Annotated in this window: 22 protein-coding genes and 1 tRNA gene; 6 read left to right on the top strand and 17 right to left on the bottom strand. The window is 44.8% G+C overall.

The features are described from left to right. Nucleotides 1-636: 636 nt before the first annotated feature. On the top strand, nucleotides 637-1,443 hold the full coding sequence (erm, locus tag KCV26_11515) for a 23S ribosomal RNA methyltransferase Erm (protein WZX35927.1): 807 nt from the start codon (nucleotides 637-639) through the stop codon (nucleotides 1,441-1,443). Between the two features lie 203 nt (nucleotides 1,444-1,646). Here erm and KCV26_11520 read toward each other — a convergent pair whose 3' ends face one another. From KCV26_11520 to KCV26_11545, 6 genes are all read right to left on the bottom strand, one after another. Continuing rightward, entirely contained in the window at nucleotides 1,647-2,654 is a 1,008-nt protein-coding gene (locus tag KCV26_11520; protein ID WZX35928.1) for a DUF1016 family protein, read from the bottom strand. 410 nt (nucleotides 2,655-3,064) lie between these two features. Next, nucleotides 3,065-3,937: a transposase gene (locus KCV26_11525; protein ID WZX35929.1), complete on the bottom strand. Its 873-nt coding sequence runs from the start codon at nucleotides 3,935-3,937 to the stop codon at nucleotides 3,065-3,067. A 9-nt stretch (nucleotides 3,938-3,946) separates the two neighbouring features. After that, the gene (locus KCV26_11530; GenBank protein ID WZX35930.1) at nucleotides 3,947-4,798 is read right to left on the bottom strand and encodes a tyrosine-type recombinase/integrase; all 852 of its coding nucleotides are present in this window, start codon (nucleotides 4,796-4,798) and stop codon (nucleotides 3,947-3,949) included. Nucleotides 4,799-5,142: 344 nt separating this feature from the next. Then, a complete protein-coding gene (locus KCV26_11535; protein WZX35931.1) occupies nucleotides 5,143-5,574 on the bottom strand; it encodes a hypothetical protein in 432 nt (143 codons plus the stop codon). Nucleotides 5,575-5,600: 26 nt separating this feature from the next. Beyond that, entirely contained in the window at nucleotides 5,601-5,768 is a 168-nt protein-coding gene (locus tag KCV26_11540; protein WZX35932.1) for a hypothetical protein, read from the bottom strand. Then, nucleotides 5,761-7,488, bottom strand: coding sequence for a hypothetical protein (locus KCV26_11545; protein ID WZX35933.1), 1,728 nt, complete (start codon nucleotides 7,486-7,488; stop codon nucleotides 5,761-5,763). The genes KCV26_11540 and KCV26_11545 overlap by 8 nt, the downstream gene beginning before the upstream one ends. Before the next feature lie 206 nt (nucleotides 7,489-7,694). On the opposite strand from KCV26_11545, the gene KCV26_11550 reads away from it, so the two are divergent. Continuing rightward, the gene (locus KCV26_11550) at nucleotides 7,695-8,537 is read left to right on the top strand and encodes a tyrosine-type recombinase/integrase (GenBank protein WZX35934.1); all 843 of its coding nucleotides are present in this window, start codon (nucleotides 7,695-7,697) and stop codon (nucleotides 8,535-8,537) included. Between the two features lie 39 nt (nucleotides 8,538-8,576). On the opposite strand, the gene KCV26_11555 is transcribed toward KCV26_11550, so the two are convergent. After that, nucleotides 8,577-10,889, bottom strand: coding sequence for an outer membrane beta-barrel protein (locus tag KCV26_11555; GenBank protein ID WZX35935.1), 2,313 nt, complete (start codon nucleotides 10,887-10,889; stop codon nucleotides 8,577-8,579). Nucleotides 10,890-11,062: 173 nt separating this feature from the next. On the opposite strand from KCV26_11555, the gene KCV26_11560 reads away from it, so the two are divergent. Further along, a complete protein-coding gene (locus KCV26_11560; GenBank protein ID WZX35936.1) occupies nucleotides 11,063-11,719 on the top strand; it encodes a hypothetical protein in 657 nt (218 codons plus the stop codon). Nucleotides 11,720-11,735: 16 nt separating this feature from the next. Further along, nucleotides 11,736-13,037, top strand: a complete 1,302-nt coding sequence (locus tag KCV26_11565; protein ID WZX35937.1) for an alpha-L-fucosidase — start codon at nucleotides 11,736-11,738, stop codon at nucleotides 13,035-13,037. A gap of 4 nt (nucleotides 13,038-13,041) precedes the next feature. Here the strand turns inward: KCV26_11565 and KCV26_11570 are convergent, their stop codons facing one another. The 4 genes from KCV26_11570 to KCV26_11585 form a co-directional block, all read right to left on the bottom strand. Further along, nucleotides 13,042-13,536 carry a GtrA family protein gene (locus KCV26_11570; GenBank protein ID WZX35938.1) on the bottom strand — a complete coding sequence of 165 codons (495 nt, stop codon included), beginning with the start codon at nucleotides 13,534-13,536 and terminating at the stop codon, nucleotides 13,042-13,044. Nucleotides 13,537-13,551: 15 nt separating this feature from the next. Next, a complete protein-coding gene (menA, locus tag KCV26_11575) occupies nucleotides 13,552-14,457 on the bottom strand; it encodes a 1,4-dihydroxy-2-naphthoate octaprenyltransferase (GenBank protein WZX35939.1) in 906 nt (301 codons plus the stop codon). Between the two features lie 2 nt (nucleotides 14,458-14,459). Beyond that, on the bottom strand, nucleotides 14,460-15,941 hold the full coding sequence (locus tag KCV26_11580; GenBank protein ID WZX35940.1) for a proline--tRNA ligase: 1,482 nt from the start codon (nucleotides 15,939-15,941) through the stop codon (nucleotides 14,460-14,462). A 104-nt stretch (nucleotides 15,942-16,045) separates the two neighbouring features. After that, nucleotides 16,046-16,549 carry a low molecular weight phosphotyrosine protein phosphatase gene (locus KCV26_11585; protein WZX35941.1) on the bottom strand — a complete coding sequence of 168 codons (504 nt, stop codon included), beginning with the start codon at nucleotides 16,547-16,549 and terminating at the stop codon, nucleotides 16,046-16,048. Nucleotides 16,550-16,635: 86 nt separating this feature from the next. Here KCV26_11585 and KCV26_11590 point away from each other — a divergent pair, with 86 nt between their 5' ends. Then, the gene (locus KCV26_11590; GenBank protein WZX35942.1) at nucleotides 16,636-17,109 is read left to right on the top strand and encodes a YbaN family protein; all 474 of its coding nucleotides are present in this window, start codon (nucleotides 16,636-16,638) and stop codon (nucleotides 17,107-17,109) included. Here the strand turns inward: KCV26_11590 and KCV26_11595 are convergent. The 4 genes from KCV26_11595 to KCV26_11610 all read right to left on the bottom strand — a co-directional run bounded on the left by KCV26_11595 (nucleotide 17,106) and on the right by KCV26_11610 (nucleotide 22,269). Beyond that, a complete protein-coding gene (locus tag KCV26_11595) occupies nucleotides 17,106-18,329 on the bottom strand; it encodes an HD domain-containing protein (GenBank protein ID WZX35943.1) in 1,224 nt (407 codons plus the stop codon). The two genes, KCV26_11590 and KCV26_11595, sit on opposite strands and share 4 nt — an antisense overlap. 53 nt (nucleotides 18,330-18,382) lie before the next feature. Further along, nucleotides 18,383-18,453: transfer RNA gene (locus KCV26_11600), tRNA-Gln, on the bottom strand. A gap of 109 nt (nucleotides 18,454-18,562) precedes the next feature. Continuing rightward, nucleotides 18,563-21,895: an AAA family ATPase gene (locus tag KCV26_11605; protein WZX35944.1), complete on the bottom strand. Its 3,333-nt coding sequence runs from the start codon at nucleotides 21,893-21,895 to the stop codon at nucleotides 18,563-18,565. Further along, complete coding sequence (locus tag KCV26_11610; protein WZX35945.1) at nucleotides 21,895-22,269, bottom strand: diacylglycerol kinase family protein; 375 nt, start codon at nucleotides 22,267-22,269, stop codon at nucleotides 21,895-21,897. The genes KCV26_11605 and KCV26_11610 overlap by 1 nt, the downstream gene beginning before the upstream one ends. A gap of 156 nt (nucleotides 22,270-22,425) precedes the next feature. Between KCV26_11610 and KCV26_11615 the strand changes: the two genes are divergently transcribed. Then, a complete protein-coding gene (locus tag KCV26_11615; GenBank protein WZX35946.1) occupies nucleotides 22,426-23,532 on the top strand; it encodes a hypothetical protein in 1,107 nt (368 codons plus the stop codon). A gap of 5 nt (nucleotides 23,533-23,537) precedes the next feature. On the opposite strand, the gene tdh is transcribed toward KCV26_11615, so the two are convergent. After that, the gene (gene tdh, locus KCV26_11620; GenBank protein WZX35947.1) at nucleotides 23,538-24,563 is read right to left on the bottom strand and encodes an L-threonine 3-dehydrogenase; all 1,026 of its coding nucleotides are present in this window, start codon (nucleotides 24,561-24,563) and stop codon (nucleotides 23,538-23,540) included. 26 nt (nucleotides 24,564-24,589) lie between these two features. Continuing rightward, complete coding sequence (gene kbl, locus KCV26_11625) at nucleotides 24,590-25,780, bottom strand: glycine C-acetyltransferase (GenBank protein WZX35948.1); 1,191 nt, start codon at nucleotides 25,778-25,780, stop codon at nucleotides 24,590-24,592. Nucleotides 25,781-25,812 lie beyond the last annotated feature (32 nt).

Here is a 25,812-nt window from a genome sequence, read left to right on the forward strand (position 1 = left end):
TCGTTTTGTCGTTGTTATTTTTGCTACAGTGTGGTTTATTGCTTTGTCAGCGTAATTCGACTGACTTGGATTTGAGCAAAAGGTTGTCAAGCCAATTACAATTGCACCAAGAAGTAAATATTTATTCATTTTTTTACATTAAGTCCTGTTTGTCTATTCGTTAACTAAGTCTGTAAAATTGCCCAACGGTTAACGGCTTTACGAAGGCGGGGCTAAGAAATTCAAAACTTTCTATAAACACGAACCCGAGCAAAAACCATTTTCGTTTTTCAAACTTACAAAAAATAAAAAAACGAAATGGTTTTTTGCGACTTAAAGTGCGAAAATCTTCAACGCCAGGGAATTTTGCCCTCGCTTTTGCAAAGCCGATGTTATGTGATGGCAATTTTTTTGTACTTTTGTCATAAACTAAATCATTTCATTATGTATTTCAGCAGACCTTGGACTTTTATATAAGTGAAAGACAGTTCTCCCTTATTTTTTTAAATCAATATTTTTCTAGACGATTAGTCTATGATTTACAGCCACTATTTTATTCTAAAATCAGTGTCGTAATTTCATTGCTGTTTCTGATGGGTAATACTGTCTTTCACTTTCTGTGATTTGAGTCAAGTATTCATCCAAAAGAAATTAATAATGAAAAAAAATCGTGTTCTTGTAAGGTTTACAGGTCAACATTTTGCAATAGACACCCGATTAATAAATGATGCTATTCGGCTAGCTGACGTGCAAAAAGAAGATTTGGTTTTAGATATTGGTGCCGGTCGCGGTTTTTTGACTGTTCATTTAGCTAAAAACACTGACAATGTGATAGCTATTGAAAATGACAGGCGTTTGGTATCCGAACTCAGGTCGAAATTCGGATGTAATAAAAAAGTCAACATTGTAGCAATTGACTATATGCGGTTTTCGTTTCCACAAAAGCATTTTAAAGTGGTTTCTAATATACCATACGGAATTACTTCCGATATTCTGAAATCGCTGATGTTCACGAATCTGGAATATTTTACGCAAGGCTGTTTGATTATGCAATTAGAACCCGCTCAAAAACTTGTTCAGCAAAAGTTTTTCAACCCGTATGTTGTTTTTTATCATACATTTTTCAGGTTGGAATTGATGTATGAAATTAGTCCGAAAAGTTTTCTGCCGTCTCCAACGGTTAAGTCGGCATTACTAAAAATCAGTAAAAAGAAGTGTGAAGATATCGGTGTCGAGATGAAAGAAAAATATCTTGATTTTCTTTATTTTATGCTTCATTTCCCTGATTTGCCGGTACGTACGGCTTTGAAGAAAATCTTTCGTAAACAACAAGTTAGGGAACTTTCTGAAAAGTCTGGTTTAAAGTTGGATAATTCGGTTTGCACGATGTCTGCACAGCAATTTTTAGAATGTTTTGTTGAAATGTTAAAAGTCGTACCCGATAGATTTCATCCAAAAAAGTAAATCCGTTTTTGTCAGAACAACGCTTTTTCATTTGGGGAGAGCGTTGTTTTTGTTTGCTCATAACTGTTCAGTGCAAGAATAGTAGCCGGTAGCGTGTTATCTTTCACTCAAAATAAACGAAAGTTTAAGCGGGCCAAAAGCCTTGAATTTACTATCTTTCAGGCTGTTATTTTTGCACATTGTTACCAGTTTGTTGTTTATTTTCATTCTTCGTCCTTATTTTCAATTAATTGTTTCAGCCTTTCTTTGCTTGGTAATACTGTCTGATATTTGCTGGCGAAAATCTGTTCATTATTTTCGGGTAAAGTGTATTCTACAACTGCTTCACTTTTATTCTGACAAAGTATCAAACCAATAGTTTGATTTTCGTCTTTAAGTTTTATCTCTCTGTCATAATAATTTACATACATTTGCATTTGTCCAATATCCTGATGTTTTAGCTCTCCAATTTTTAAATCAATCAAAATAAAACATTTCAAAATTCGATTATAAAATACCAAATCTATCCTGAAATGCTTTTCATCAAATGTTATTCTTTTTTGTCTTGCAACAAATGTGAAGCCTGTCCCTAATTCGAGTAAGAAATGTTCAAGTTTATCTATTAATTTTTGTTCTAAATCACTTTCAGTATATGAAGGTCGTTCCGGCAATCCAATAAATTCTAAAACATACGGGTCTTTAATGGCATCTTTGGGTTTTTCTATTATTAAACCTTTTTCTGACAATTCAATGACTTTCTTTTTATCACGGCTTAAAGCCAGTCTTGTGTATAATGCACTGTCGTACTGCCTTTGAAGTTCGCGCAAGCTCCAGTTATTTTTATAAGTTTCTATTTCGTAAAACCGGCGTTCGTTTTCATCGTCAATCCTCATTAGTTTTAAATAATGCGACCAGCTTAAATTGAATTCGTCAGACACTGTCTGACCTTTTGAGTAAATGAGATAAAAGCTTCGCATTTGTTTGATATTTGTCGGGGAAAATCCTTTACCAAATTCAGTCGAAAGCTTGTATGAGAGCTCATTGATCAATTGTTGCCCATATTCTGCCCTTTCTTTTCCTTTTTGTTCTTCTTCTACAATCATTCTCCCTATTTCAAAATAGGTTGTAACCATTGTTTTATTTACAGTTTGGACAACATTGCTTTGCGCCTGTTTTAATAACTCTGAAACTTTATAGTATAGATTTTCAGGATTATGTGTAATTTCTGTCATTCGTGATAATTTTGTTAATACACAAATTTAGTCTTTTAATTATCAATATTATTTATTGGCATTTCCTCTTTCAACATCTTAGTGTTTTATTCGCCGTTATAGCCCACCAAAGTTATTGAAAAGAAGTTGATTCACAAATTTTCACAAAGATTAATTTAATATGATATCAATAATGGCAAATAAAACTAGTTGAACGGAACCTATTGCTATGGGAAAAGTATTTATGGGAGGTTGGCGTTTTTGCTTGATTTGTGTTAATAAGTTCCTATAAAAGCTCTTTTTCAAGTACATGATTGTTTTTTAATCTTAGACCGTCCACGTAAATGCATAATTCTCCCTGTATGATTTTGCTCATCATCTATACGAGTTTTGTCATTAAATGGAAAGAACGCTTTTGTTAATTATCAGAATTATCCTGGTTCTATGTGTAAAACATTGCATGCCGGGCTTACCATTAATTTCCCTTTTTTGCACTTTGCGCAAATAATCGGGTCCTTACCGGATATTATTTGTAAAACTTCCATTGCAAGCAGTCCTGTAAGTCTTGAAAAATAGGTTGGGGTGGGCAACAGTGAATAGCATAAATTGAGCTTTGTTTTCCTTTTGCAGATAGCCATGAATCCGAAGTAACGTATTTTGCTAAATCCACATGGAAGGACATGCTGCATGAATCGCCGTATAAACTCCATAGTTTCCAGGGTCATTGTTTTTCTTGCACCTCCTGCCTTGTTATCCCTATAGCTGAAAGTAACCTTATCATCTTTGTAACCTACCATACGGTGGTTGCTAATTGCCACACGGTGTGTGTAGTTGCCCAGATAACGGACCAGGTTATCGGGTGAAGCAAACGGTTTTTCTGCATAAACCACCCATTTTTTAGCGTAGCATTTTGCTTTTATGGTCTGAAAATCGGGTGTATCATCCGGAAGTTTGATCTCCTTCCTGAATACTGACTCCTGCAGTAGCCGACATAAAATACCCCTGAAAACGGTGCTGAGCACTTTTACCGGGACAAAAAACTTTTTAGCACTTGGTACCCATTGCATCCGTTTTATGTACTGGCATTTGGGACAATTGCGATTACGACACGAGTTATAGGATTGAACCTTGTGACCGCAATGATTGCAACTCAATGTATGCCCGCCAAGTTCTGAAGTACGACAGGCAATAATATCTTCCATTGCTTTTTGCTGTACGGCACAAAGTGTGTTCTCGGTCAGGAAATCGTGTCTCTTATCCCGGAAAATGTCAGCAATCTCTATGATTTGCTTTTTATTCTCCATAATGATAGATCAGAAAAGTGTTATATCATCCAATGGAGAAGTAAACTCGCTGGTTTTGATATGGGCTACATGCAGGTAAACAGCTGTGGTCTTCAATGAAGTATGACCCATGAACTGCTGTATCTGTCTCAGGTTTACACCGGCTTCCAATAAATGGGTGGCAAAACAATGACGCAATGTATGAAACGATACCTCTTTTTTTATTCCGGCATTTTTAGCACTGTTTTTCACAATATACTCTACAGTTCTTTCCGACAAGGGTTGTCCTTTACGCCCCATCGGTTCGAATAGATAAGTGCTTGGTCGTTCCAATTTATAATACATTCGCAGCACTTCGAGTGTTTTCCACGAAAGAATGGTATATCTGTCCTTCTTCCCCTTTCCTTGCACGATACGTACTTGCATACGCTGTGAATCAATGTCGCCTGGTTTGATTTGTAATACTTCCATCCTGCGAAGTCCCGCAGAATAAGTAAGCATTAGAATGGCTCTGTGCTTTATGTTGTTTGTTACCGTGATCATGCGTTGCACCTCCTGCAATGACAAAACTATGGGGAGTTTTTTCTCCTTGCGAGGCCGTCTTACATGGAACTCTTCCCATTTGCGATGGCAGACGTCTACATGGAAAATCTTGAAAGCACTTATAAGCTGGTTTACCGTGGAAACGGAAATTCCTTTTTTGGTAATCAGGTAATGTAACCAGTTTTTAAAGTCTTCGGTGGTAACCTCATACAGCGATTTACCCAAGTCTTTTTCAAGTTTTATGAGCAGGCTGCAATACGTCTTAATTGTACGGGGACTGTAATTGCGAATTTGCATCTCCTTGATCTGCAAACTCTCGAATGTTTTGTTTAGATTCATAATGATAATTAATTGAAGTTATTACGCTTCAAAATTATCACTATTCTAATTTACCGACAGGTTTAGTTCAACGGTCCGCCGCTATGAGTAGTTTGGCAATTCGTAGCTCTTTGTTATCAATTTACGGTAAACATATTTAAAAGCTAAAACCTAAGCAAACCACTGCGCGCCAAATTACTTATGAGCGGCTGTTAGGGCAAGTAGTTCATTTGTGTCCTTTAATCAGAATGTTAATCAATCTATTTTTACTCAATATTTCTAAAATAATTTCTTAATCATTTTTTAGTTTTAGACTTAACAGTCAATTTTTATAATCTTGAATTATTTAGATTTTAAAATAATCATTAATCATTTTTTCCAAATTTATATCTTAAGCCCCAAGAACTCTGAAGTATCAAATCATTATCAAAATCAAGAGTTGGTTGTAGCTCAATATGAAGTGAAAATCCATTCAACTTTTCGCATGGTGTAAATTGTAATCCAATTGGTAAAACTAATCCGGTAAAATAATTTACATTCCCACCAAATCCGACATATGTTTTGTGTTTCTCTTTATTTATAAAATTGTAGCAAAAAACTAATTCAGGTGTAATATCATCAATCTCCGTATTACTATACAATCTTAATTCTCCCCAAAATTTTTCATTAAAATCATATCCAACTCCAATTTTTGAAAGAGATGATGAATAGTAGGAAACACTCATTTGGGAAAATCCACTTTTACTAAATAATGAAATCATACAAATTAGTACTAATAATTTAATTGGTCGAGTCATTTTTTTTGGGTTTTTTAAATTTATAATCATTTATTTAATTGTAATTTATCGTTTTGATGTCGTTCGTCACTATTTGCCCTAACGTTTTCGGGCTTGGCGAAGGTGGCGATTTTCACCACAAATGTGTCTGCGGAGCACAGAACCGCCACTTTTGCCAAACCCGTGTTACCAGCCGTATTTCTTGTTTCAGTCATAATAAAAATCAGTTACGTCACCCTTTTTTGTTTTCTCTAAAACTTTGTCTATGTCGCCACGAACACCATTTCTGTTGAAATACTTAATTCCACTTGCAAAATGTTTTACATAGGGGAGTTCTTTATCAACTGTCCGCCAAGCTAAGTTCCAGATATTCGGTGTGTCTGTCGTGTGTGGGTGTTGCAAAATAATTTCAGGTTTGAATTTCTTGCATTGTGTTTTAAATCTGTCTGCCAATTGTTTTTTCCAACCGTCTGGGTTTGCAGTTGCTTGTCCACGAGGACTGAATACGTTTAGGTCGTGACAACCAAGCATCAAAACCCTTTGATTATTCAACTCAACGAAATGTGTGTCGAGGTCGTTTATTTTTATTAAGTCCCTTTTCTGCCCTTCGGTTGGGTAAAATTTTCCTGTCCAACTAATTACTTTCTCCTTATTCAAATCGTAAATAGCAACAAGTTCAATACTTTGATTGTTGGTAGGATTGAAGCCGTCAATACCTATGGTAAAATAGTCAGCAGTTTCTTTAAGCTTATTGAAAGTTGCAGGGTTTAGACTTTCAAAAAATGAAACTATTATTGAGTTTGCTTCTTTTTCAAGCAATGCAACACTTTGTTTTTCCGCCTTTGCAATGTCAAGTTCATATTGGAGACTTTCTGGAAAGTCAAAAGTCAAGAAGCCACCAGGCGTTAGAATAAATTCATAAGTTCTTTTCTGATATTCTGTTGCAAGAAACTTTTCAATCATTTTTTTAAGTTTAGAAAAGTTTGGATTGCCGTATTTGTCATATTGCTTTCCTGTAACTACAAGTCGTGCAATTTTATGCTTCGTGGAATTTTCATTTTGCTCGTCTTCAATGGAAACAAATTGCTTTAAATATATTTCGGCTCCGTCAGCTTCCCAATCTATATCTCCGTGTTTAATTCTAATAAGTTTATAACCGTGTTTATTTGCTTCTATATCTCTTACGGTATCGTAAAAGGCTCTTTTCTCATCTCTGTCTATTGGGCTGTTATCTTTTGCATTAATCTTCTTGCAGGCATTTATCCACGTTTCTTTTGAGAAATTTAGTTTAATTGTTGAAGGGTAATTTAGCAAAGTGATTTCTCTCGCTTTACTGAAATGTTGATTTTCATCATATTCAATTATCAATTTATGGTCTTCTAAAACAATGTCGCAAAGAAGTTGGTAGTTTGACTTTTGAAAACCGTTTTGATTTCTGTATCCTGATAATGCTTTTACGATTTGAGAATACTCCTTGGGCAATTTTTCTTGGTTTGGAGTTTTTAACCAATCAAATTTTTTCTCAGTTTCAATGTGTCCGAAGTGTTTTTGTAATAACCTTTGGATAGCATTTTTCTGACTAACAACATTTAATTTTTTGCTGATTGTTTTTCGTGGTTCGGTTTGTTCAGTTGGTTTTGCGGTTGTTTTACTTTTCTCTATCGGTTTAAGTGTGTCTTTTTTGTATTGAACCGTAAAGCCTAATTTTTTAAAAAAAGTCGCAGTCTCTTGTCCGCCACTATATTCACTTTTTGAAATTTCCTTTTTGTTGGCAACAAAGTAAGCAAGTCCACGAATGTGCTTGGCAGGGTATTTTTTTTCATTAAAAATTAGAAATGTGTTGCGTGGCTCAGGATAATTTTCATTTGTCCTGTCAAAAAGTTCTATTGCTTTTTTTACGTCACTTGGTGTTATGTTGTCCCAAAGTTTCTTCATTGTATCTGTCGTCTTAATATGGCTGGTAACGTGTCGTTTACGCAATAAATATACAACTTTCGTAAATACCCGATTTATAACATTCGCTTATATATATTAACATTAAAATATTTTGCATTTATATCATATTGTATTTGTGTTTGTTATGTTTTAATTAATTTTTTTTATATTTTTGCATATACGAATGTTTCACAAAATCGAATACAATGAAAACAATGGATTTATTGGACGAGTTTGAACGAAAAATGATTGTTCAACGATACAGTTCCAACTCCATTCAAAATTACAAGAGTGCGGTGAGGAGTTTTTTACAGCTGGCTGAAAAGAAATACAGCCATCCGCTGGAGATAACGGAAACGGAAATTGAGAAATATATATACTGGAAAATTGAGAAACATCGCATCGGAGCATCTTATCAACGTTTGATCGTGGCTTCAATAGACAAGTTTTATCTTTCCATGTTCAACAGACAACTCAACCTAAACCATCTGTATCCCCGCTCGAAGAACAAAAGTCTGCCGGTTTACCTGACTGCCCGGGAGGTCCGCAGGTTGATGGATAACGTGACCAACCTGAAGCACAAATGCGTCCTCCAGCTGTTATACGGATGCGGACTGCGGTTAAACGAACTGCTTCACCTGAAACTGACCGATGTCGATTCGAAAAATAAAATTATCCTGATTAGAAAAGCCAAAGGAGGAAAAGACCGTGTGGTGATGCTTTCCCCTCTGTTACTGGAATCTTTAAGGCATTACTACAAGATATATCAACCGGAGGAATACCTGATAGAGGGGCAGGGAGGGGGTGCCTATTCCGAAAAGAGCGTGCAGGTCATTGTCAAGAATGCAGCTTTAAAAGCGGGCATCACCAAAAAAGTGACTCCCCATACCTTGCGCCACAGCTTTGCTACCCACCTGCTGGAAAACGGTACGGATATCCGGTATATCCAGGAATTACTCGGACACAAATCGGTGAATACGACCGAAATTTATACCCATGTTACCGACATCGCGAAATCCAAAATAAAAAGCCCGCTCGATCTGCTTTGATGCAGGGCGGCAGGCTTTATTTTGAGTGAAACAGTACTTTTACATCCGGTTGATCTCTCCCTGGCCGGCGCCGGTTCCCTTGTACCGGTTCTTGGCGGTATTGAATTTGTAGCGCACCGTCAGCTCCAGCTCGCGCGTATCCCAGCGGCTGAACTGGTAAATGTTGAGGCGGTCGTTATAAGCTTTGATATCCATCGTACGCCCGTGGAAGAGATCGTGCCCTTTCAGCACTACCGACAGCCGGTCGTCGAAGAACGATTTGGTGACTCCCAGGTTGACCACGAACTGGTGATCGGTCAATTCCACGTTTTGCTGGTTCCCCTTGCCCTGGAAGTTGGCGTCGAGGGTCAGGAGGAATCCTTTCGGCAACGAAAAGGAATTGTTCAGCGAGGCGGTGGGTATGGGGCTGTTCAGGCGTACCTGCTTATCGTTGCTGGTGATGGTGAGCCATTGTTTCATAAACCCGATGGAGGCCTGCGGAGCCCAGATGCCGAATTTGGGAGAAGCGGTGAGGTAGGCGGTCAGGCTGGGCAGCTTGTCCAGGTTGCGCGTAGAGAGGAGGGTTACGGCGGGATTCTCTTCCATCTGTGTCGCCCACTGCATGATCACATCTCTTTCCTGTTTGTAGCTGACCATGAGCTGAAGGTATTTCCAGGAACCGGTGAGCGAAGCATCGTGGATGATGGTCGGCTTGAGGAAAGGGTTGCCTGTCTGCATGGTGAACCGGTTGGCATAGAAGATGCTGCTTCCCAGCTGCCAGTATGCGGGACGGACGGTCTTTGCAGTATAGCTTAGTTGCAGTTGCACTCCGCCCAGTGTATTGCTGTAGGAGAAATTGGGAAACCAGTGCGCGTAATGCCGGCTTTGTTCATCCATCTTTTCGCCGTCGCTGAAATAGTCGGAATAGACTTTCTCAAAGCGGACTCCGCCAGTTAACTGTCCGATAGGGGTGGAACGGGAATATTCAGCGAAGAAAGCGTTGTTTTCGTCGTGGATGGAAGTGTTGGTGGAAGGGATTCCCTGGATGTCGGTGGTGTAGTCATCGTCCCGGCGGGTACGGGTAAACTCATTCCCTGCCGAGAGCTGGCCTTCCCAAACAGGGTAGGAGAGTACCAGCCTGGTGGCAAACAGGCGATTCTTGATCCGGTTGTCGGAAGTGATGACCCGGTCGTCATACTCCTGGCTGCTCTCGGTAATGGAGGAGGCGGTCGATTGGCTGCTCCTGTAGAAATCGCTGTTGAAATCCACGTTCAGTTCTCCGAACTTGCCGTTGTAATAGGCGTTCAGCCTGTGCCTGGGTTTGCTGTTCTGTGTCTGGTTATCGTTGCTTTCCCACCGGTCGTAAAACACCCCGTCGGCATAGACGTCGCTCAGCGTGGTGGACTGCATGCCGTTTTTTCCCGGAAAGGCGGTCATGGTGTATTTTACTCCCGCATAATGGTTGGATGAAATCTCGTAGTTGACTCCCGCAATGGTGGTCAGCGGATTGGATAGCCCGTCCACACGGAGTTCGTTTTTTTGTGTCCAAAGGGTATCTACGAAGGCCTCCTGGGCTATCCGGCTGTCCTGGACGTAGGCATACCGTTCATACTTGACCGTCCCGAAGATATCCCATCCCTTGTGGCGGTAGTTCAGGTTGAGCTGCTGCCGCAGGTCGGTATTTTCCGTTTGCAGGTAGGTAGACCGTATATCGAAGCTCAATCCGTCGCCGGTCTTGCGGACGGTATGAATACGGATCACCGCCTTTACAGAGGCATCGTATCCAGCGCCGGGGTTGTGCACAATCTCCACTTCCCTGATGTCGGCGGACGAGATCAGGTCGAGTTCCGACACGTCGCGCAACTCACGGTTGTTGACGTAAATCTTTGCCTTCCCTTTGCCGAAGATCGAGAAATCGCCGTTGTCACCCGTGATGGCGGGCAACCGTTTCAGCACATCGTTGGCTGTTCCGGCCTTGCTCAATACGGTGTTTTGTACGGTAGCGACCACGGCATCACTGCGCAGCCTGATGCGGGGCAGGTCTCCTTCTACTACCACTTCATCCAGCAGGGTAGTGTCCGGTTGAAGGGAGATCGTTTGTTCGGGGAGCGCCGGCACCGTTTGTGTTTCGTATCCAATAAACGATACCCGCAGAAGGGCATTGGAGCTGTTGTTATCCGCAAGAAGCGAGAAGACACCTTGTTGATCGGTGGTGGTTCCCGTGATCAGTGTTGAGTCGGGGAGGGAGTAGATGGCCACATTGGCAAATGGAATGGGATTGCTGTCGCTATCGGTTACCGTTCCTTTTATCTGGGCACGCAGGGGCAACAGTATGCCACATAGAAATAACGAAAAGAGAATTTTTTGATTCATTATGTTTTTGTTTTAATCCGATAATAGGACAACCGTTTCCTTTGTTTGGTTACAACCTGTACAATTTTTTTTGCCGGAAAAAGAATATCCATTATCTTTACGTTGTCCAATCGCATCAAAAAGGTACGGTACAATGAAACCGGCACAATTAAAGTAATCGTTGGGCAGGCAACATGCAAATCAAATACCTGACTTTATTCCTCCTGTTGTCGACAACCGTTTGCCTGAAAGCACAGGAAACGGTAACCCTGTCGCATTACCTGTTCCCCGATTTCCAGCCGGGGGTGGTGTTGCTGAAAAACGGCGTGAGGAACAACGCCAAGCTCAATTATAATGCAGCATCGGAAGAGATGGTTTTTGATGAAAACGGCAAAACCCTGGCAATAGGAGATGCCGTCCTTCCCCAGATAGATACCGTGTTCGTTGCGGATGAGAAGTTTATCCGGATAAACAATAAATTCGTAAGAATCCTGATCGATAAACCTGAAATTGACTTGTTTGTGGAACACAAATGCAGGCTGATCCCTCCCGGGAAGCCGGCCGCTTACGGAGGAACGTCGCAAACATCATCCACAACATCTTATTCTTCCATCCTGTCGGACGGCAGGGTATATGACCTGAAACTTCCTGACGACTACAAGATTATACCTTACAATGTGTTTTGGCTGAACCGGAACGGGAAGTTGCAAAGTTTTTCGAACCTCGGGCAGTTGAAGAAAATTTATCGGGACAAAAAGAAGCTGGTTGGCAATTACCTGAAAAAGAACGAGGTGAAGCTGGCTAATGAAAAGAGTGTTGAGGAGGCCATAACCTATCTGGAAAACAATTAAATATATACGATTAACAATGAAGCGACTAATTATCTTATCGTTGCTGGCAGTTGCTATAGCCGGCAGTTCCCAGGCACAACAAAAATATGTGCCTGCAGCAGAGAACCTGAAAAACAGAGCCGAGTTCCAGGACATGAAATTCGGGGTATTCATCCATTGGGGTATTTACAGCATGATGGCCGACGGGGAGTGGATCATGAACAACAAGAACATCAACTGGCAGGAGTATGCCAAGCTGGCTGATGGGTTCTATCCTTCTAAATACGATGCTGAAAAATGGGTGGCAGATGTGAAGGCGGCCGGAGCAAAGTACATTTGCATCACTTCACGCCATCACGATGGCTTTTCGATGTTTCATACCCGGCAATCGCCTTATAACATTGTGGACGGCACACCGTTCAAGCGCGACATCATCAAAGAGCTCGCGGATGCTTGCCACAAGCAGGGAGTCAAACTGCATTTCTATTACTCCCAACTCGACTGGAGGCGATCCGACTATTTTCCGATCGGACGCACGGGCCGTGGAGTAGGACGCACCGAACAGGGAAACTGGGACTCCTACCACCGGTTCATGCTCAATCAGCTTACCGAACTGTTGACCAACTACGGAGAGATCGGCGCAATATGGTTTGACGGGCAATGGGACCAGCCTGCCGATTTCAACTGGCGACTGCGTGAAATCTACGACCACATCCACAGCATACAGCCGGGATGCCTTGTCATCAGCAATCACCACCTTGCTCCGCAGGAAGGGGAGGACGGACAGACTTTCGAAAAAGACCTTCCGGGACACAACACAACCGGATTCTCGGCCAACGCGGAAATTGGACAACTTCCGCTCGAAACGTGCGAAACGATGAACAATTCGTGGGGATACAACATTACCGACCTGAAATACAAATCGGAGAAGGAACTGATTCATTATTTGGTTAAAGCGGCCGGCAACAATGCCAATCTATTGATGAACGTTGGACCGCGTCCAGACGGTACATTCCCCGATATAGCTGTCCAGCGCTACAAAGCCATGGGGGATTGGTTGAAGGTGTACGGTGAAAGCATTTACGGTACAAGGGGAGGGCTTGTCACACCGCGCGACTGGGGTGTCACCACGCAAAAAGAGAACAGGCTCTACGTCCATATCCTCAACTGCAAAGATAAATCGCTTTATTTGCCGACGAACGGTAAAAAAGTGAAGTCGGCCCGCGTTTTCCTTGATAAGAAACCGGTGAAATTCACGCAGGACGCTGACGGTGTTCTGTTGAAACTCGACAAGGTTCCCGATGAACTGGATTACGTGGTAGAACTTGAGTTGAAGTAAGAGTTTAGTTTTTTATTTTGAACGTGAACGTCTTTTGAGAGAAATAGCTGAAGATCGTACAAATCAGCGTCACCACCATTTTCGAGGGTGTGGGGTAGAGGTGCAGCACCTCTACCAGTAGCTTTAATCCGAAATAATTGATCAGCAGGTTCACTCCCACAACAGCCATATAGCGGACGAGCTGTTCCTTGCCCCGCAAATCGGAAGAGGTGAATGTGACGTATTTTTGAAGCAGAAATCCCGAGAACAGGGTGACCGGAAACGTGATGAGCAGAGCCGCGATGTGCGGGCTGATGGTCACAAACCCGAGCGGAACAAACTGCTTTTGTATGACGTAGTTGTAGACAACGAAATAGAGCAGCCAGTCGAAACCTACATTGGCGGCACCACTGACGCCATAGCGGAAAAACTGCCGGCTGAAATAGCGCTTGAACGGCGGATAAAAGAAGTCAATGAGATCGCCGATAAGTTTTCCCGTAAGCACTAAAATTCTTCTCATTCCTTTTCAGACGGTTTAAATATTGATGCAGATGCTGAAAACAACGGCTAACAGAAAACCTGACATCGAGGTAAGCTTAAGGTAGGGATCCAGCTCGCGGCCTGTTTTCTTGTGAACTTGCGTTAAGAGGTAGAACTGGTAAAGAAAAACAGCCACATAGAGAAACCGGTATCCGGGCAATGCTGCAAACATAAAACTGTACTGCAAAAAGCAGGTAAACATTCCAAAAGTGAGCAAGGTATGGTAGATCTTGGCGTTTTTTAAGCCCAACCTCAATGCAAAGGTGATTTTTCCCGATGCCTTGTCGTTATCCATGTCGCGCATGTTGTTGATGTTGAGTACCATCGTGCTTATGAAGCCCAAGCCTACAGCTGGCAAGACAGGCTGAAACCCGATGGAGTGGGTGTGCAGGAAATAGGTTCCGACAACCGCTACAGGGCCAAAAAACAAAAAAGCAAAAAAATCACCCAACCCCACGTAGCCATAAGCGTACTTGCCGATGGTGTAGAACAGGGCCGACAGGATACAGACCAACCCGATGCCCAGCAGTACGAAAACGGACGGTTGGGTATAACTCTCCGCAGCGTCTAAAACCAGCGTAAGCCCGATTGCAGCAACGATAACGATAGCGATCCCGATGGCTGTTTTCATCTCCCCGGGAGAAATTTTTCCGCTTTGCACCGCACGGGCAGGACCCTGTCGGTTGCCGGTAACATCGGTACCTTTCAGGTAGTCGCCCAAGTCGTTTGCCAGGTTCGACAAGATCTGGATGGATACAGCCAGTGCCAGTGCCAATACAAAAGTGATTGCAGAGAATTTTCCTTCCTGCAAGGCAACTCCCGTACCCAGGGTAACTCCGGCGACAGCCAGAAAGAGTGTGCGAAGCCTGAAAGCCGAGATCCAGTTTTTTAACTTCGCCATCTTTAATATGCCCTTGCGAAAATCACCCGTTGTGCCGACGGTTTACCGGTAACCATGCATTTCCCGGGTGTTTTATCACCTTCCAACGGGATACAACGGATGGTAGCCTTGGTTTCGTTCTTGATGAGCTCTTCGGTTTCGGGGGTTCCGTCCCAATGACAGAGTAGAAATCCGCCTTTCTCGATCTCTTCTTTAAATTCTTCGTAGGAGTTTACTTCGCGGGTGGTGGAGGCGCGGTAATCGAGCGCTTTCTTATAGATGTTTTCCTGAATTTCATCGAGCAGGTTCTTGACGTATTCCTCGATGTTCTCGCAGGAAACGGTCTCTTTGGTCAGCGTATCGCGGCGGGCAACCTCTATGGTGTTGTTCTCCATATCCCGGCCACCCATGGCCAGACGAACGGGAACACCTTTTAATTCGTATTCGGAAAACTTCCACCCCGGTTTCTTGTTGTCGGAGTTATCGTACTTTACGCTTACTCCCAGCGCTTTCAGGCGTGAGACAATACCCGATACCTTTTCGTCTATTTGAGCCAGTTGTTCGGCATTTTTGTATATAGGAACGATAACAACCTGATAGGGAGCCAGTTTTGGGGGGAGTACCAACCCGTTGTCGTCGCTGTGAGCCATGATGAGTGCCCCGATAAGCCGGGTGGAAACACCCCAGGAGGTAGCCCAGACATAGTCGCGTCCGCCGTCCTTATCGGCAAACATTACATCAAACGCTTTGGCGAAGTTCTGTCCCAGAAAATGCGATGTGCCGGATTGCAGGGCTTTTCCGTCCTGCATCAACGCTTCGATGGTATAGGTGTCTATGGCTCCCGCAAATCGTTCAGAAGCCGATTTCTTTCCTTTTATCACCGGCAGGGCCATGTACTTTTCGGCAAAATCGGCGTAAACGTTGATCATCTTCTCGGTCTCCTCCACAGCTTCTTGCTCCGTGGCATGGGCCGTATGCCCTTCCTGCCAGAGAAATTCGGCCGTGCGGAGGAACAGCCGGGTACGCATCTCCCAACGAACCACGTTTGCCCATTGGTTGATGAGCAACGGCAGGTCGCGATACGATTGAATCCAGTTTTTATAGGTGCTCCAGATAATGGTTTCGGAGGTGGGGCGGATGATCAGTTCTTCCTCCAGCTTGGCCTCGGGATCTACCACTACGCCGCTTCCATCGGGAGCGTTCTTCAGCCGGTAATGCGTTACTACGGCACACTCCTTGGCAAAACCTTCCACGTGGTCGGCTTCACGGCTGAGAAACGATTTGGGTATAAACAACGGAAAATAGGCATTCACGTGTCCGGTTTCCTTGAACATGTCGTCCAGCTGGCGTTGCATCTTCTCCCAGATAGCATACCCATACGGTTTTATCACCATACAACCGCGTACGGCTGAGTTTTCCGCCAATTCGGCTTTAATCACCAGGTCGAGGTACCATTGCGAATAATCTTCGCTGCGGGAGGTAAGTTCTTTCAATTCCTTTGCCATATCTTATATAAAATTCTGAATATTTATTTAAGGGTGCAAAGATACGAATATTCGTAGAAATTTGAAATTAGAAACGGGTATTTCGACTTAAGAAGATCCCGGTTCTATCCAAAATTACTTTTTATCTTATCCAGCAGGTTCCCGCAGGCATCTTCCAGCAAATCCATCACCAGCTCGAAACCGGACGCTCCCCCGTAATAGGGATCGGGAACCTTGTGGTGGTGGGAAAACTTACTGGAGAAATCGATCATCCGGTGGATTTTGGCAACATCCTCTTCCGTTTTTGCCAGTTTTTTTACGTTCCTGTAGTTGTCATCATCCATCACAATGATGTAATCGAACCGCTCAAAATCAGTGCTGACGAACTTCCGCGACCGGGAACAAAAATCGTAGTTGCGCCGTTGTCCGTGCATACGCATCCGGTCATCGGGCAATTCGCCTTCGTGCCAGCCGGATGTGCCTGCGGAATCTACAAAGATTCTCTCTTCCAGGCGGTTGTCGGCAACCATTTTCTTGAGAATCCCTTCAGCAGCCGGAGAACGGCAAATGTTTCCGAGACAAACAAAGAGAACGTTGACTTGTTGATTCTTGGCAGGAGGAATTTGCATAACGCTAATCGATTATAATCTAAAACAATGCGGCAAAGATAACATTTTTATTTATATTTGCAGCCTTAAACCATTTTTGTGTCGGAATGAACATACCGGAAGAGAGAAAATCGCAGCCCATTTCCAAAGAGATTACCGTTGTTGAAGCTAAAAAAGAATTGGAGAAGAACAGGAGTAAAAGAATCCTGTTCGCCACAGGAGGTTCTTTTGCCCTGGTTTTAGCCGTGTTGGGCGTTTTCGTTCCCGGCATACCCTGTACCCCTTTCGCACTATTGTCTGCCGCCCTTTTTGCAAAAAGTTCCGAAAAGCTGTATAACTGGTTGCTGAGTAACAGGATACTGGGGCCCCGCATTAAAAACTACCAGCGCCGGAAAGGTATTTCGAAAGGCGGAAAAGTGAAGGTAATCATTTTGATGGTGACGATGGTGTTGGTCTCTTCTTTCCTGATAATAAATGTGCCGGCCATAAGGATCGTAATTCTCTTGTCGGGCCTTGTCGGAGCGATTGTGGTGTGGTTCTTTGTTCCCGAAGGGAGAGACTATACCGAAGAGGAGGGCTAGTCCCTCAGGTACGCGAAGTAATACTTCTCCACCTTTTTCGATAACAACTCGATGTTGAACATATCGGATGCGGTGGAGATGTCTTTTATGGAGCCGTCGCGATAGAGGATCTTGATGCTTTCGTCGTACTTGTTGTACATGTCGGTAGCCAGCGAATCGGCAGAAACAAAATAGGCAGCCTCGCTTTCCGAGATTCCGTATTTACGGGTAAATTTTTCGATAAATTCTTGCTTCTTTTCTGTCGGGTGAGGTTCATTGGTAATCTGGATCTTGAACAGCTTCCTGTTGACCATTCCGTGGCTCAGCAAGGATAAGACCTTGTCGGAATGAGACTTCCATACCTTTAACGATGTCCAGATATCGTTGTCGTCCAGGTTCGTGAAATGTTCCAGCACTTCCGGGCTTTCCCGGAAATCTTTCAACGTGATGTCGTTTTTTAGGAAGAATGCCAGCGAGGGCGATGCAAAGAGGTCTTCGCCGTTTCGCGACAGGTACTTGGCCCGGTTGATGGTGTTTGTCAACATTTTCTCCGAGGCCACCGCCGTTTTGTGCAGGTAGACCTGCCAATACATAAACCGGCGTGACATCAGGAAGTTCTCTATCGAATAAATCCCTTTCGACTCAACCACCAGCTTGTCGTCAATCACATCGAGCATCTTCATGATGCGTGCCGCACCGATACCCCCTTCGCTGACACCCGTAAAAAAACTGTCGCGCTGCAGGTAGTCCAGTCGGTCGACATCCAGCTGCCCACTTACCAGCTCGTGTAAAAACCGCTTGGGGTACTTGTCCCGAAAAATATCGATGGCCGTCTGGAGTGCACCTTTTTTCTCGTCGTTGATCTGCTGCATCAGCAGCAACGAAACCTCTTCGTGAGGCACGTTGTTCGCCAGCGTATTCTCCAGCACATGCGAAAAGGGAGTGTGCCCGATATCGTGCATCAGGATGGCAGCCAGCGCTCCGCGGTATTCGTCTTTGGTGATCTCGTGGCCTTTGTCGCGTAAATTCAGCAAGGCCACGTCCATCAGGTACATGGCGCCAATGGTATGGTGAAACCGGGTATGCTGTGCACCGGGATAAACATAGGATGCCATTCCCAGTTGCCGGATCCGGTTCAGCCGCTGCAGGCAGGGATGCTGGATAAGTTCGTAAATAAACTCATCGGGGATATTGACAAATCCAAAAACGGGATCGTTGATTATTTTTCGCTTCTGCTGCATATAAAATAAAAAAAGACTGCTGGCTTTCTTCCAACAGTCTGATTTTTAATTAGTTGTCTTACCAGGACTCGAACCTGGACAAACAGGACCAGAATCTGTTGTGCTACCATTACACCATAAGACAATTTGTGAGTACAAAAGTACAAAATTTATTGTAACAAAAAATTATTAGGCTGAAACTTTTTGTTTGATTCGTGAATTAAAATTGCTATTTTTACCGAGCAACAACGTTTTTACGGGTTAATCCCGGTAGCTTCCAGAACCACCGTTTTCTCTTTCAGAAATTCCATCAACGTTGCGTAAACAGGATGTTTTTTAAGGATTTGCCGGTTTCCCACCATAAACAGTTGTTGGCGCGCGCGCGTAAGAGATACGTTCAGTTTTCTGTCTACGGTGCCCTCATCATTCAGGTTACAAAGGAAGTACAGTTGATACGGTTTATTCACACAAAACGAAATGATGATCACATCGCGCTGGCTGCCCTGGAAGCGTTCCACCGTATCCACCATGATGTTCTCGTACGCCGGAATGCCTGCTTTCTCCAGTTTGTGCTTGATGAGTGCTATCTGGTTTCGGTAGGGCGCAATGATTCCGATATTCCGTGGGTCGAAATTCCGCCGGTCGTGCGCATACACGGTGGCAACGGAACGTATGACCTCAGCCACGATCTCCGCCTCAGGGGTGTTTGTTTTCGATGAGGTACTTTGCGGAGGCAACTGTTCGGTCGAAAAAAATGCGATTCGGCTTTTTGACACATGCTGTAAAAAGACATTGCCGGTTTCGGGGAAGGATGATCTCCACGGTTGAGCCTGCCACTCCTTTGCGGACAAGAGGGCTTGCGGGTAAAAGTGAGTGGAGGGGAATGCGGCAATCTGCTCGTGCATCCTGCCCTGGATGGTGAGCTGGGTGTAGGCGTGTGTCCAGTTGTTACCGACGCAGTTGCGCAGCAAGCGTTCGAAAAGGGAATGGGCACAACTGGTGATCCCTGCTCCGGTAAGTTCCGGCTCGTGAATGGCGGCAACCTGTTTTTTCTGCAAGACAATGGCGGGCAACTGGTGATGGTCGCCAATCATGATGAACTTATCGAAACGGGGCAACAACCCTATAATTTGTGGCTCCAGGATCTGTGACGCTTCATCGATAATGGCCACATCGAACTTCTTGAGGCTGAAAAGTTCCGGTTTTCCGTTTATGGATGCCAGGGTGGATACAACAATCCGGGTCTTCCGGATCGTTGTCCGCAGCGATTCGCGGTTACTGGCTTTTTCGGAGATGTTTTGCAACAACCGGTCCCGATACGCTTCGGCGCACGAAAGTTCGCTTCCCACACGGATGTAGTTGCATGAATTTTCATCCTTGCAGCCAAATGCGGCATTTATGGCTTCGCAAAGCTCATCCACGGCCCGGTTGGTATAGGCCAATACCAGCATGTTGCCGTTTTCTTTCGCGTAAAACTCTTCAATCAGCCGGCGGGCAAAAATGGATGTCTTTCCGGTTCCCGGCGGGCCGATAATCAGGAAATAGTCTTCGGCAGCCATCGCTTTCCGGATGATGCTTTCGGGATAAGGCAACTTGTTTTCAGGGATTGCCGGAGCTTGGGGTGCTCTTAATCCCAACAGTAAATCGCGCTGCTGCTTTTCGGCATTCAGAAAATCAAACAGGCTCTTATACATACTATTGTACGATGTGTCGAGCGCGTCATGCTCGATCGCCCAAAGCGGGTTCTCGTTGAAAAACGTGCGGTTTCGTTGCTTGTTCCGGAAACGGACCTCGACAAATTCCCGCGAGATGGCTGCCAGGGCCCCTTTCAGTATTTGGCGGTTGAGGACGGTGTCTTGTTCATCCTGCCGGGGATAGACAATGCAGATCTCTCCCTCACGGAAGTTTACCACATCGTTTCCGGCATGATTTCTCCGGAACACGATTTTCATGTCGTTTCCCGAATCGTCAATCGACTCGATGGACAAGCCATACAAAACATCCAGTGCTTCTGCACGTTCGGTAAAATCGCTGTTCCACAACGAAGCCACACCGGCGGGTGACTCGTATTCTACGTCTCCTGTTTTTTGCAGGTACAGTTCCTGCGAAACAAAACGGATGTAGCGGTAAAAGTAGCTCAATTCCATTGGCGTGCATTGTTGCAGTACCGACTTGAATTGTTCGATCCGTTGCGTGTAGAACGTTGCGGATTTCTGAGCGGTTCCGGTGGTGTCGTAAAGAGCCTGAAACAGTTGCGCAACCGTTTGATTGTTACCGTTTATGATGGCATGTTCGTTGGCAATAATGAGGTTCCTGACGTTGATGATCTCTTTCTCCAGTTGTTGGAATCCGGCGGCAAAACGGAGGTTTGTACCCGGAATGCTTCCGGACGAGTATAAAATGGCTGCTTCCACCCGGCGTGACGGTACATCAAACACACTTTCGGTCATTAGCCGGTAAACGCCGGTCTGTACTTCGTGGTTAAGCGCAATCTTTCCTGTGTCGTAAGCAGGGTAGGGAAGTTTACCCGATTTGAGCTCTACAATCTCATACGCTTTTTTATTGATGTGCAACAAGTCCAACCGCCCCTGAAAACCGTATCGTTCACTGAAGAACGACGGTTCGAGCGTACACTGGTGCAGGTTAATTCCTCTCCGTGGAAAATCTTCGGTGATCACTCGTTTGATGTTCTCAAACTGGGTACGCGCTTTTCGCATGAAATCACGGAAGTCTTCGTCGGTTGCAATATCCCGGCAGCTCGTGTATTCGAAAGGCGACTGCCGGAACGATTTCAGGAATGTTTCGTCAAAAGAGACCTCATCGGGTTGTTGGGCAAAGATCAGCTCGTCGAGGAAAAAGTTTGCCAGGTTACCCAGCAGAAGATAGGAACGGTTTTCGGGTGTCTCGAACTTGTTTCTGAAATAGTGCATCGGAGTGACGCAGTAATCGTGAAAGCATTCCGCGATGGCGGAGGCGTCTATCAGGTAATCGGGTTCCAATACAATCAGCTTGGGGAGTAAACGGCCGTTTTTGTCTACCGTGAAATCGATCAGGTTGAGCTGCGCCCCTTCCCAAAAATGATCGACCGGGCTGCTCAACGCATCGCACCTGACAGTTACCTCCGTTCCCGGATGTTTTTCCGACAGGCACCTGATTTCGGATTTTTCGTTGTCTACCGCCTGAACTTGAACGCGTAACGTCCGCTCTTTGCCGATGGGTTGAGGCGAGAGCGTGAGGCCCTCATCCGAATTTGTTTTGTTGCCGGAGAGGAGTTCCAGGAAATTGATCAGTGCCCTTTCGTGTTGCCGGTATTCGGCCTCTACCAGTTCTTCATTCTTTTCCCGGATCTCTTTCGTACGAACTCGTAAGTGTTGCAGTTGCCACTCCAACCGGTTGGGAATCCGGTGTTGCTGAGCCAGGAACACCAAGCGCGAGAACAGGTTGGGAAACTGGACGGATTCACCGGACGTTAATTCTCTCGAAAAGCGCTCTAACAACTTTTTCAGCTCGAAAAGTTTGTCGTTTAAAGCAGACTCCGAAATTGAAACTTCCTGTATATCCGTCAGGTAGGCTGTGTAATCAGGCATCAAGGTTGAAATAACTCAATAATTTTTGGAAGAAAAACCAAAACCCCTACCGCCAATGCCGCCATGGCAGCCAGCAAAACGCCTGCAGCAGCCAGGTCCTTCACCTTTTTAATCGTTGCGTTGCGTTCTTTTGAAACAAGGTCGGCAAGCGTTTCTATGGAGGTGTTTACAGCTTCCAGGGCCAAAACCAATCCAATAATGACAGTTACTGCCAGCCATTCCGCAGTGGAAATCGAAAACAGGAACCCCATCAGAATGGCTGATATGGCCAGTATCAGGTGAATCACCGCGTTAGGCGTTTCGCGGAAAAGTGTTGCGACACCTTGAAAAGCGTATTTAAAACTAAGCATTTTTTTTTTGTAAGAACCATTCATAAACAATTCCTTTTTCAAATACATCATCATCCGCGACAAAGCCGGTAACGGTGGTGGGACAAATATACGAACTTTGGTGATCTTTGCAAAAACAGGCCGTTTTTTTATCTTTATTGCCGTGCATTTTTTATCTTTGCCTGAATTAAATACAACACTATGGCCCAATTTTGCCCGCTTTGCGGAAGGAGTAAACCGGAAGAAGCATTGTTTTGCAACGATTGCAAAGATAAGATAGAAAAGGAATATGAAGTGGATGTCCCCAAAGGTGAAGGGGGAATGGATGCTGTTGGGCAGGAATTGACTGAAAGGAGTGTTGAGGCCAAAAAAGAGAATCCGGATCTGCCGACGGATACTTTGTCAAAAGACACAGGGCCGCGAAAGAACAAAAGCCGCCTTTTTTGGGGGTTGCTCCTCTTGGGTATATTGCTGGTTGCCGGGTTTTTTTATTACGGAGAGACGGTAAGAAAAGGCAATTTAGACAGGTTGCAATGGGATGCGGCTGTGAAAGAAAACAGTGTAAGCGGTTACCTGACTTATATGCAGGCGTTTCCGAAAGGAAAATATTACACCCTGGCTGAAGAAAACCTGGTGAAACTCAAAGGAAATGAAGCAGAGACCTGGAGAACATTGCAATCTTCGGATAACAGGGCGGAACTGCGGGATTTCCTGACGCAATATCCGGAAAGCCCGTACACCCCGTTGGTGAAAAAAAGGTTGGATTCGCTTGCCTGGGTGGCTACCCTGAACGACAATACCGCCGAAAGTTATTCCGATTACATGGTTGCGTCGCAAAGCGGAGAACTGCCGGGCGACTATTTCGGCAATGCACAGGAAAGATACGAGATGTTGTTCCAATCGTATCCGGTTACAAAAAGTGATCTGGACAGTATCCGGCTTACCGTCGACGGGTTCTTTACGGCATTATCCGCTCTTAAAGCCAACGAAATAACCAAATATATGGCTCCGGTCGTTTTCCGGTTTTTCAACTCCGGTGGAGGTCAACGTGAAAAGATAGTTGGAGACCTGATTATCACTGGGGCAAGAACACAAGCTCCAACCGTCCAGTTTTTACCGAATACGGCCGCAGTAGCATACGAGAAAACGGATATTGAACATTACAAGGTGAATGTTCCCGTTCAGAAATCGTATGTTGACGGTGGACAACAGAAAACCGTTTCAGGGTATATCGTTCAGATGGAACTGGACAGGAACTTCCGGATACTTACCCTGACCGAACGCAAACCGTCTGCCGACGCGTTCTGAAAATTCTAATCCCAGCTGAGAATCACTTTTCCACACTGTCCGCTTTCCATCACTTCGAAACCTTTCTGGTATTCATCGATGGAAAAACGATGGGTGATAACGGGAGTCAGGTCAATTCCGGAAATAAGCATCTGCTCCATCTGGTACCAGGTTTCCCACATCTCACGGCCGTAAATCCCTTTCAGCGTAAGGGCCTTAAAGATGATCTCGTTCCAGTCGACCGTAGTGTTGTTGGGTAAAATTCCGAGCAGCGATATTTTTGAACCGTTGTACATGTTGTCGATCATTTCCCGGAATGCAGCGGGGGAGCCGGACATTTCCAACCCTACGTCAAAGCCGCGCATTCCCAGTTTTTCAACCGCTTGCCGGATGCTCTCTCCTTTCGAAGGGTTAACGGTTAGCGTAGCTCCCATTTTCCGGGCTATCTCCAGCCTGTAATCACTCAGGTCGCTGACCACAACGTACCGGGCACCTGCAAAGCGGCATATGGCGGTTGCCATGCTCCCGATAAGCCCGGCACCGGTGATGAGCACATCTTCCCCGATAAGCGGGAACGATAAGGCTGTATGCGTGGCATTTCCGAAGGGATCCATAATGGAGGCGATCTCATCGGGAATACGGGGGTCCAGCTTAACGACGTTCTCTGCCGGGAGCGACAAATATTCGGCAAAGGCCCCGTCGCGGTTCACACCCACACCGAGGGTGTTTTCACAAACGTGTAGCTTCCCGCGGCGGCAGTTGCGGCAGTGTCCGCAAGCGATATGTCCTTCCCCGGTAACCCGGTCGCCGGTTTTCAGGTTTTTTACTCCGCTTCCCATGTCCACAATTTCGCCCACGTATTCGTGTCCGATGGTCATGGGGGTTTTGATGGTCTTTTGCGCCCAATCGTCCCATTTATAAATGTGCAGATCGGTTCCGCAGATAGAGGTTTTTATGATTTTAATGAGGACATCGTTCACTCCGATCTCGGGAACGGGTATCTCTTGCATCCATATTCCCTTTTCGGGACGCAGTTTAACTAAGGCTTTCATAATGAGTGTGGGTTATAAGTTGTGGGTTATTTAATAACGGCAAGTTTTTTTCCGACTTTAATAAACGCAGCAATGGCTTTGTCCAGGTGTTCACGTTTGTGTCCGGCGGATAGCTGAACACGGATACGTGCCTCCCCTTTCGGAACGACGGGATAATAGAATCCGGTAACGTAGATGCCTTCATCGAGCAGGGTTGATGCAAATTCCTGTGACAGCTTGGCATCGTAGAGCATTACGGCACAAATAGCCGACTGGGTAGGTTTGATGTCGAAATTGGCTTCTTTCATTTTGGCTACGAAATAATCGACATTCTCGTGCAGCTTGTCTTGCAACTCATTCGATTCCTGAAGCAATTCAAACGCCTTGATTCCGGCAGCTGCCACCAACGGAGGAATGGAGTTGGAGAAAAGGTAGGGGCGTGAACGCTGACGAAGCATGTCGATGATCTCCTTGCGTCCGGTAGTAAAACCGCCTATGGCACCACCAAATGCTTTTCCGAGCGTTCCGGTAATGATTTCCGCTTTTCCCAGGCAGTTGTATTGTTCAGTAACGCCGCGTCCGGTTTTTCCGACGACTCCTGCCGAATGGCTTTCATCGATCATCACCAGGGCATCGTACTTCTCGGCCAATTCCATGATTTTATCGATGGGAGCCACGTTTCCATCCATGGAGAACACACCGTCCGTTGCGATGATGCGAAAGCGTTGCGCTTGTGCTTCCTGCAGTTTGGCTTCCAAATCGGCCATGTCGGCGTTGGCGTAGCGATAACGTTTGGCTTTGCACAGGCGCACTCCGTCGATGATGGAGGCGTGGTTGAGTGCGTCTGAAACAATAGCATCTTCCTCGGTAAACAGGGGTTCGAACAACCCGCCGTTGGCGTCGAAGCAGGCTGCGTATAGAATGGTATCTTCCGTTTTGAAAAATTTGCTGATCGTAGCTTCCAGCTCTTTGTGAAGGTCTTGCGTCCCGCAAATGAAACGTACGGATGACATTCCGTACCCGCGTTCATCGAGGGCTTTTTTGGCTGCTTCGATCAGGTGGGCGTTGTCTGACAATCCGAGGTAGTTGTTGGCACAAAAGTTCAATACTTCCTGTCCCGATTTTACTTTGATCTCTGCCTTTTGAGGCGTAACGATAATCCGTTCATTTTTGTAAAGTCCTGCTTCTTGGATAGCGGCTAATTCGCTTTGCAGGTGTTGTTGCATTTTTTCGTACATAGTGTTGTTAAGTTATAAGTTGTGAGAGCCTG

Origin of the sequence: Petrimonas sulfuriphila, from assembly GCA_038561985.1 — a bacterium.
Taxonomy (GTDB): Bacteria; Bacteroidota; Bacteroidia; order Bacteroidales; family Dysgonomonadaceae; genus Petrimonas; species Petrimonas sulfuriphila.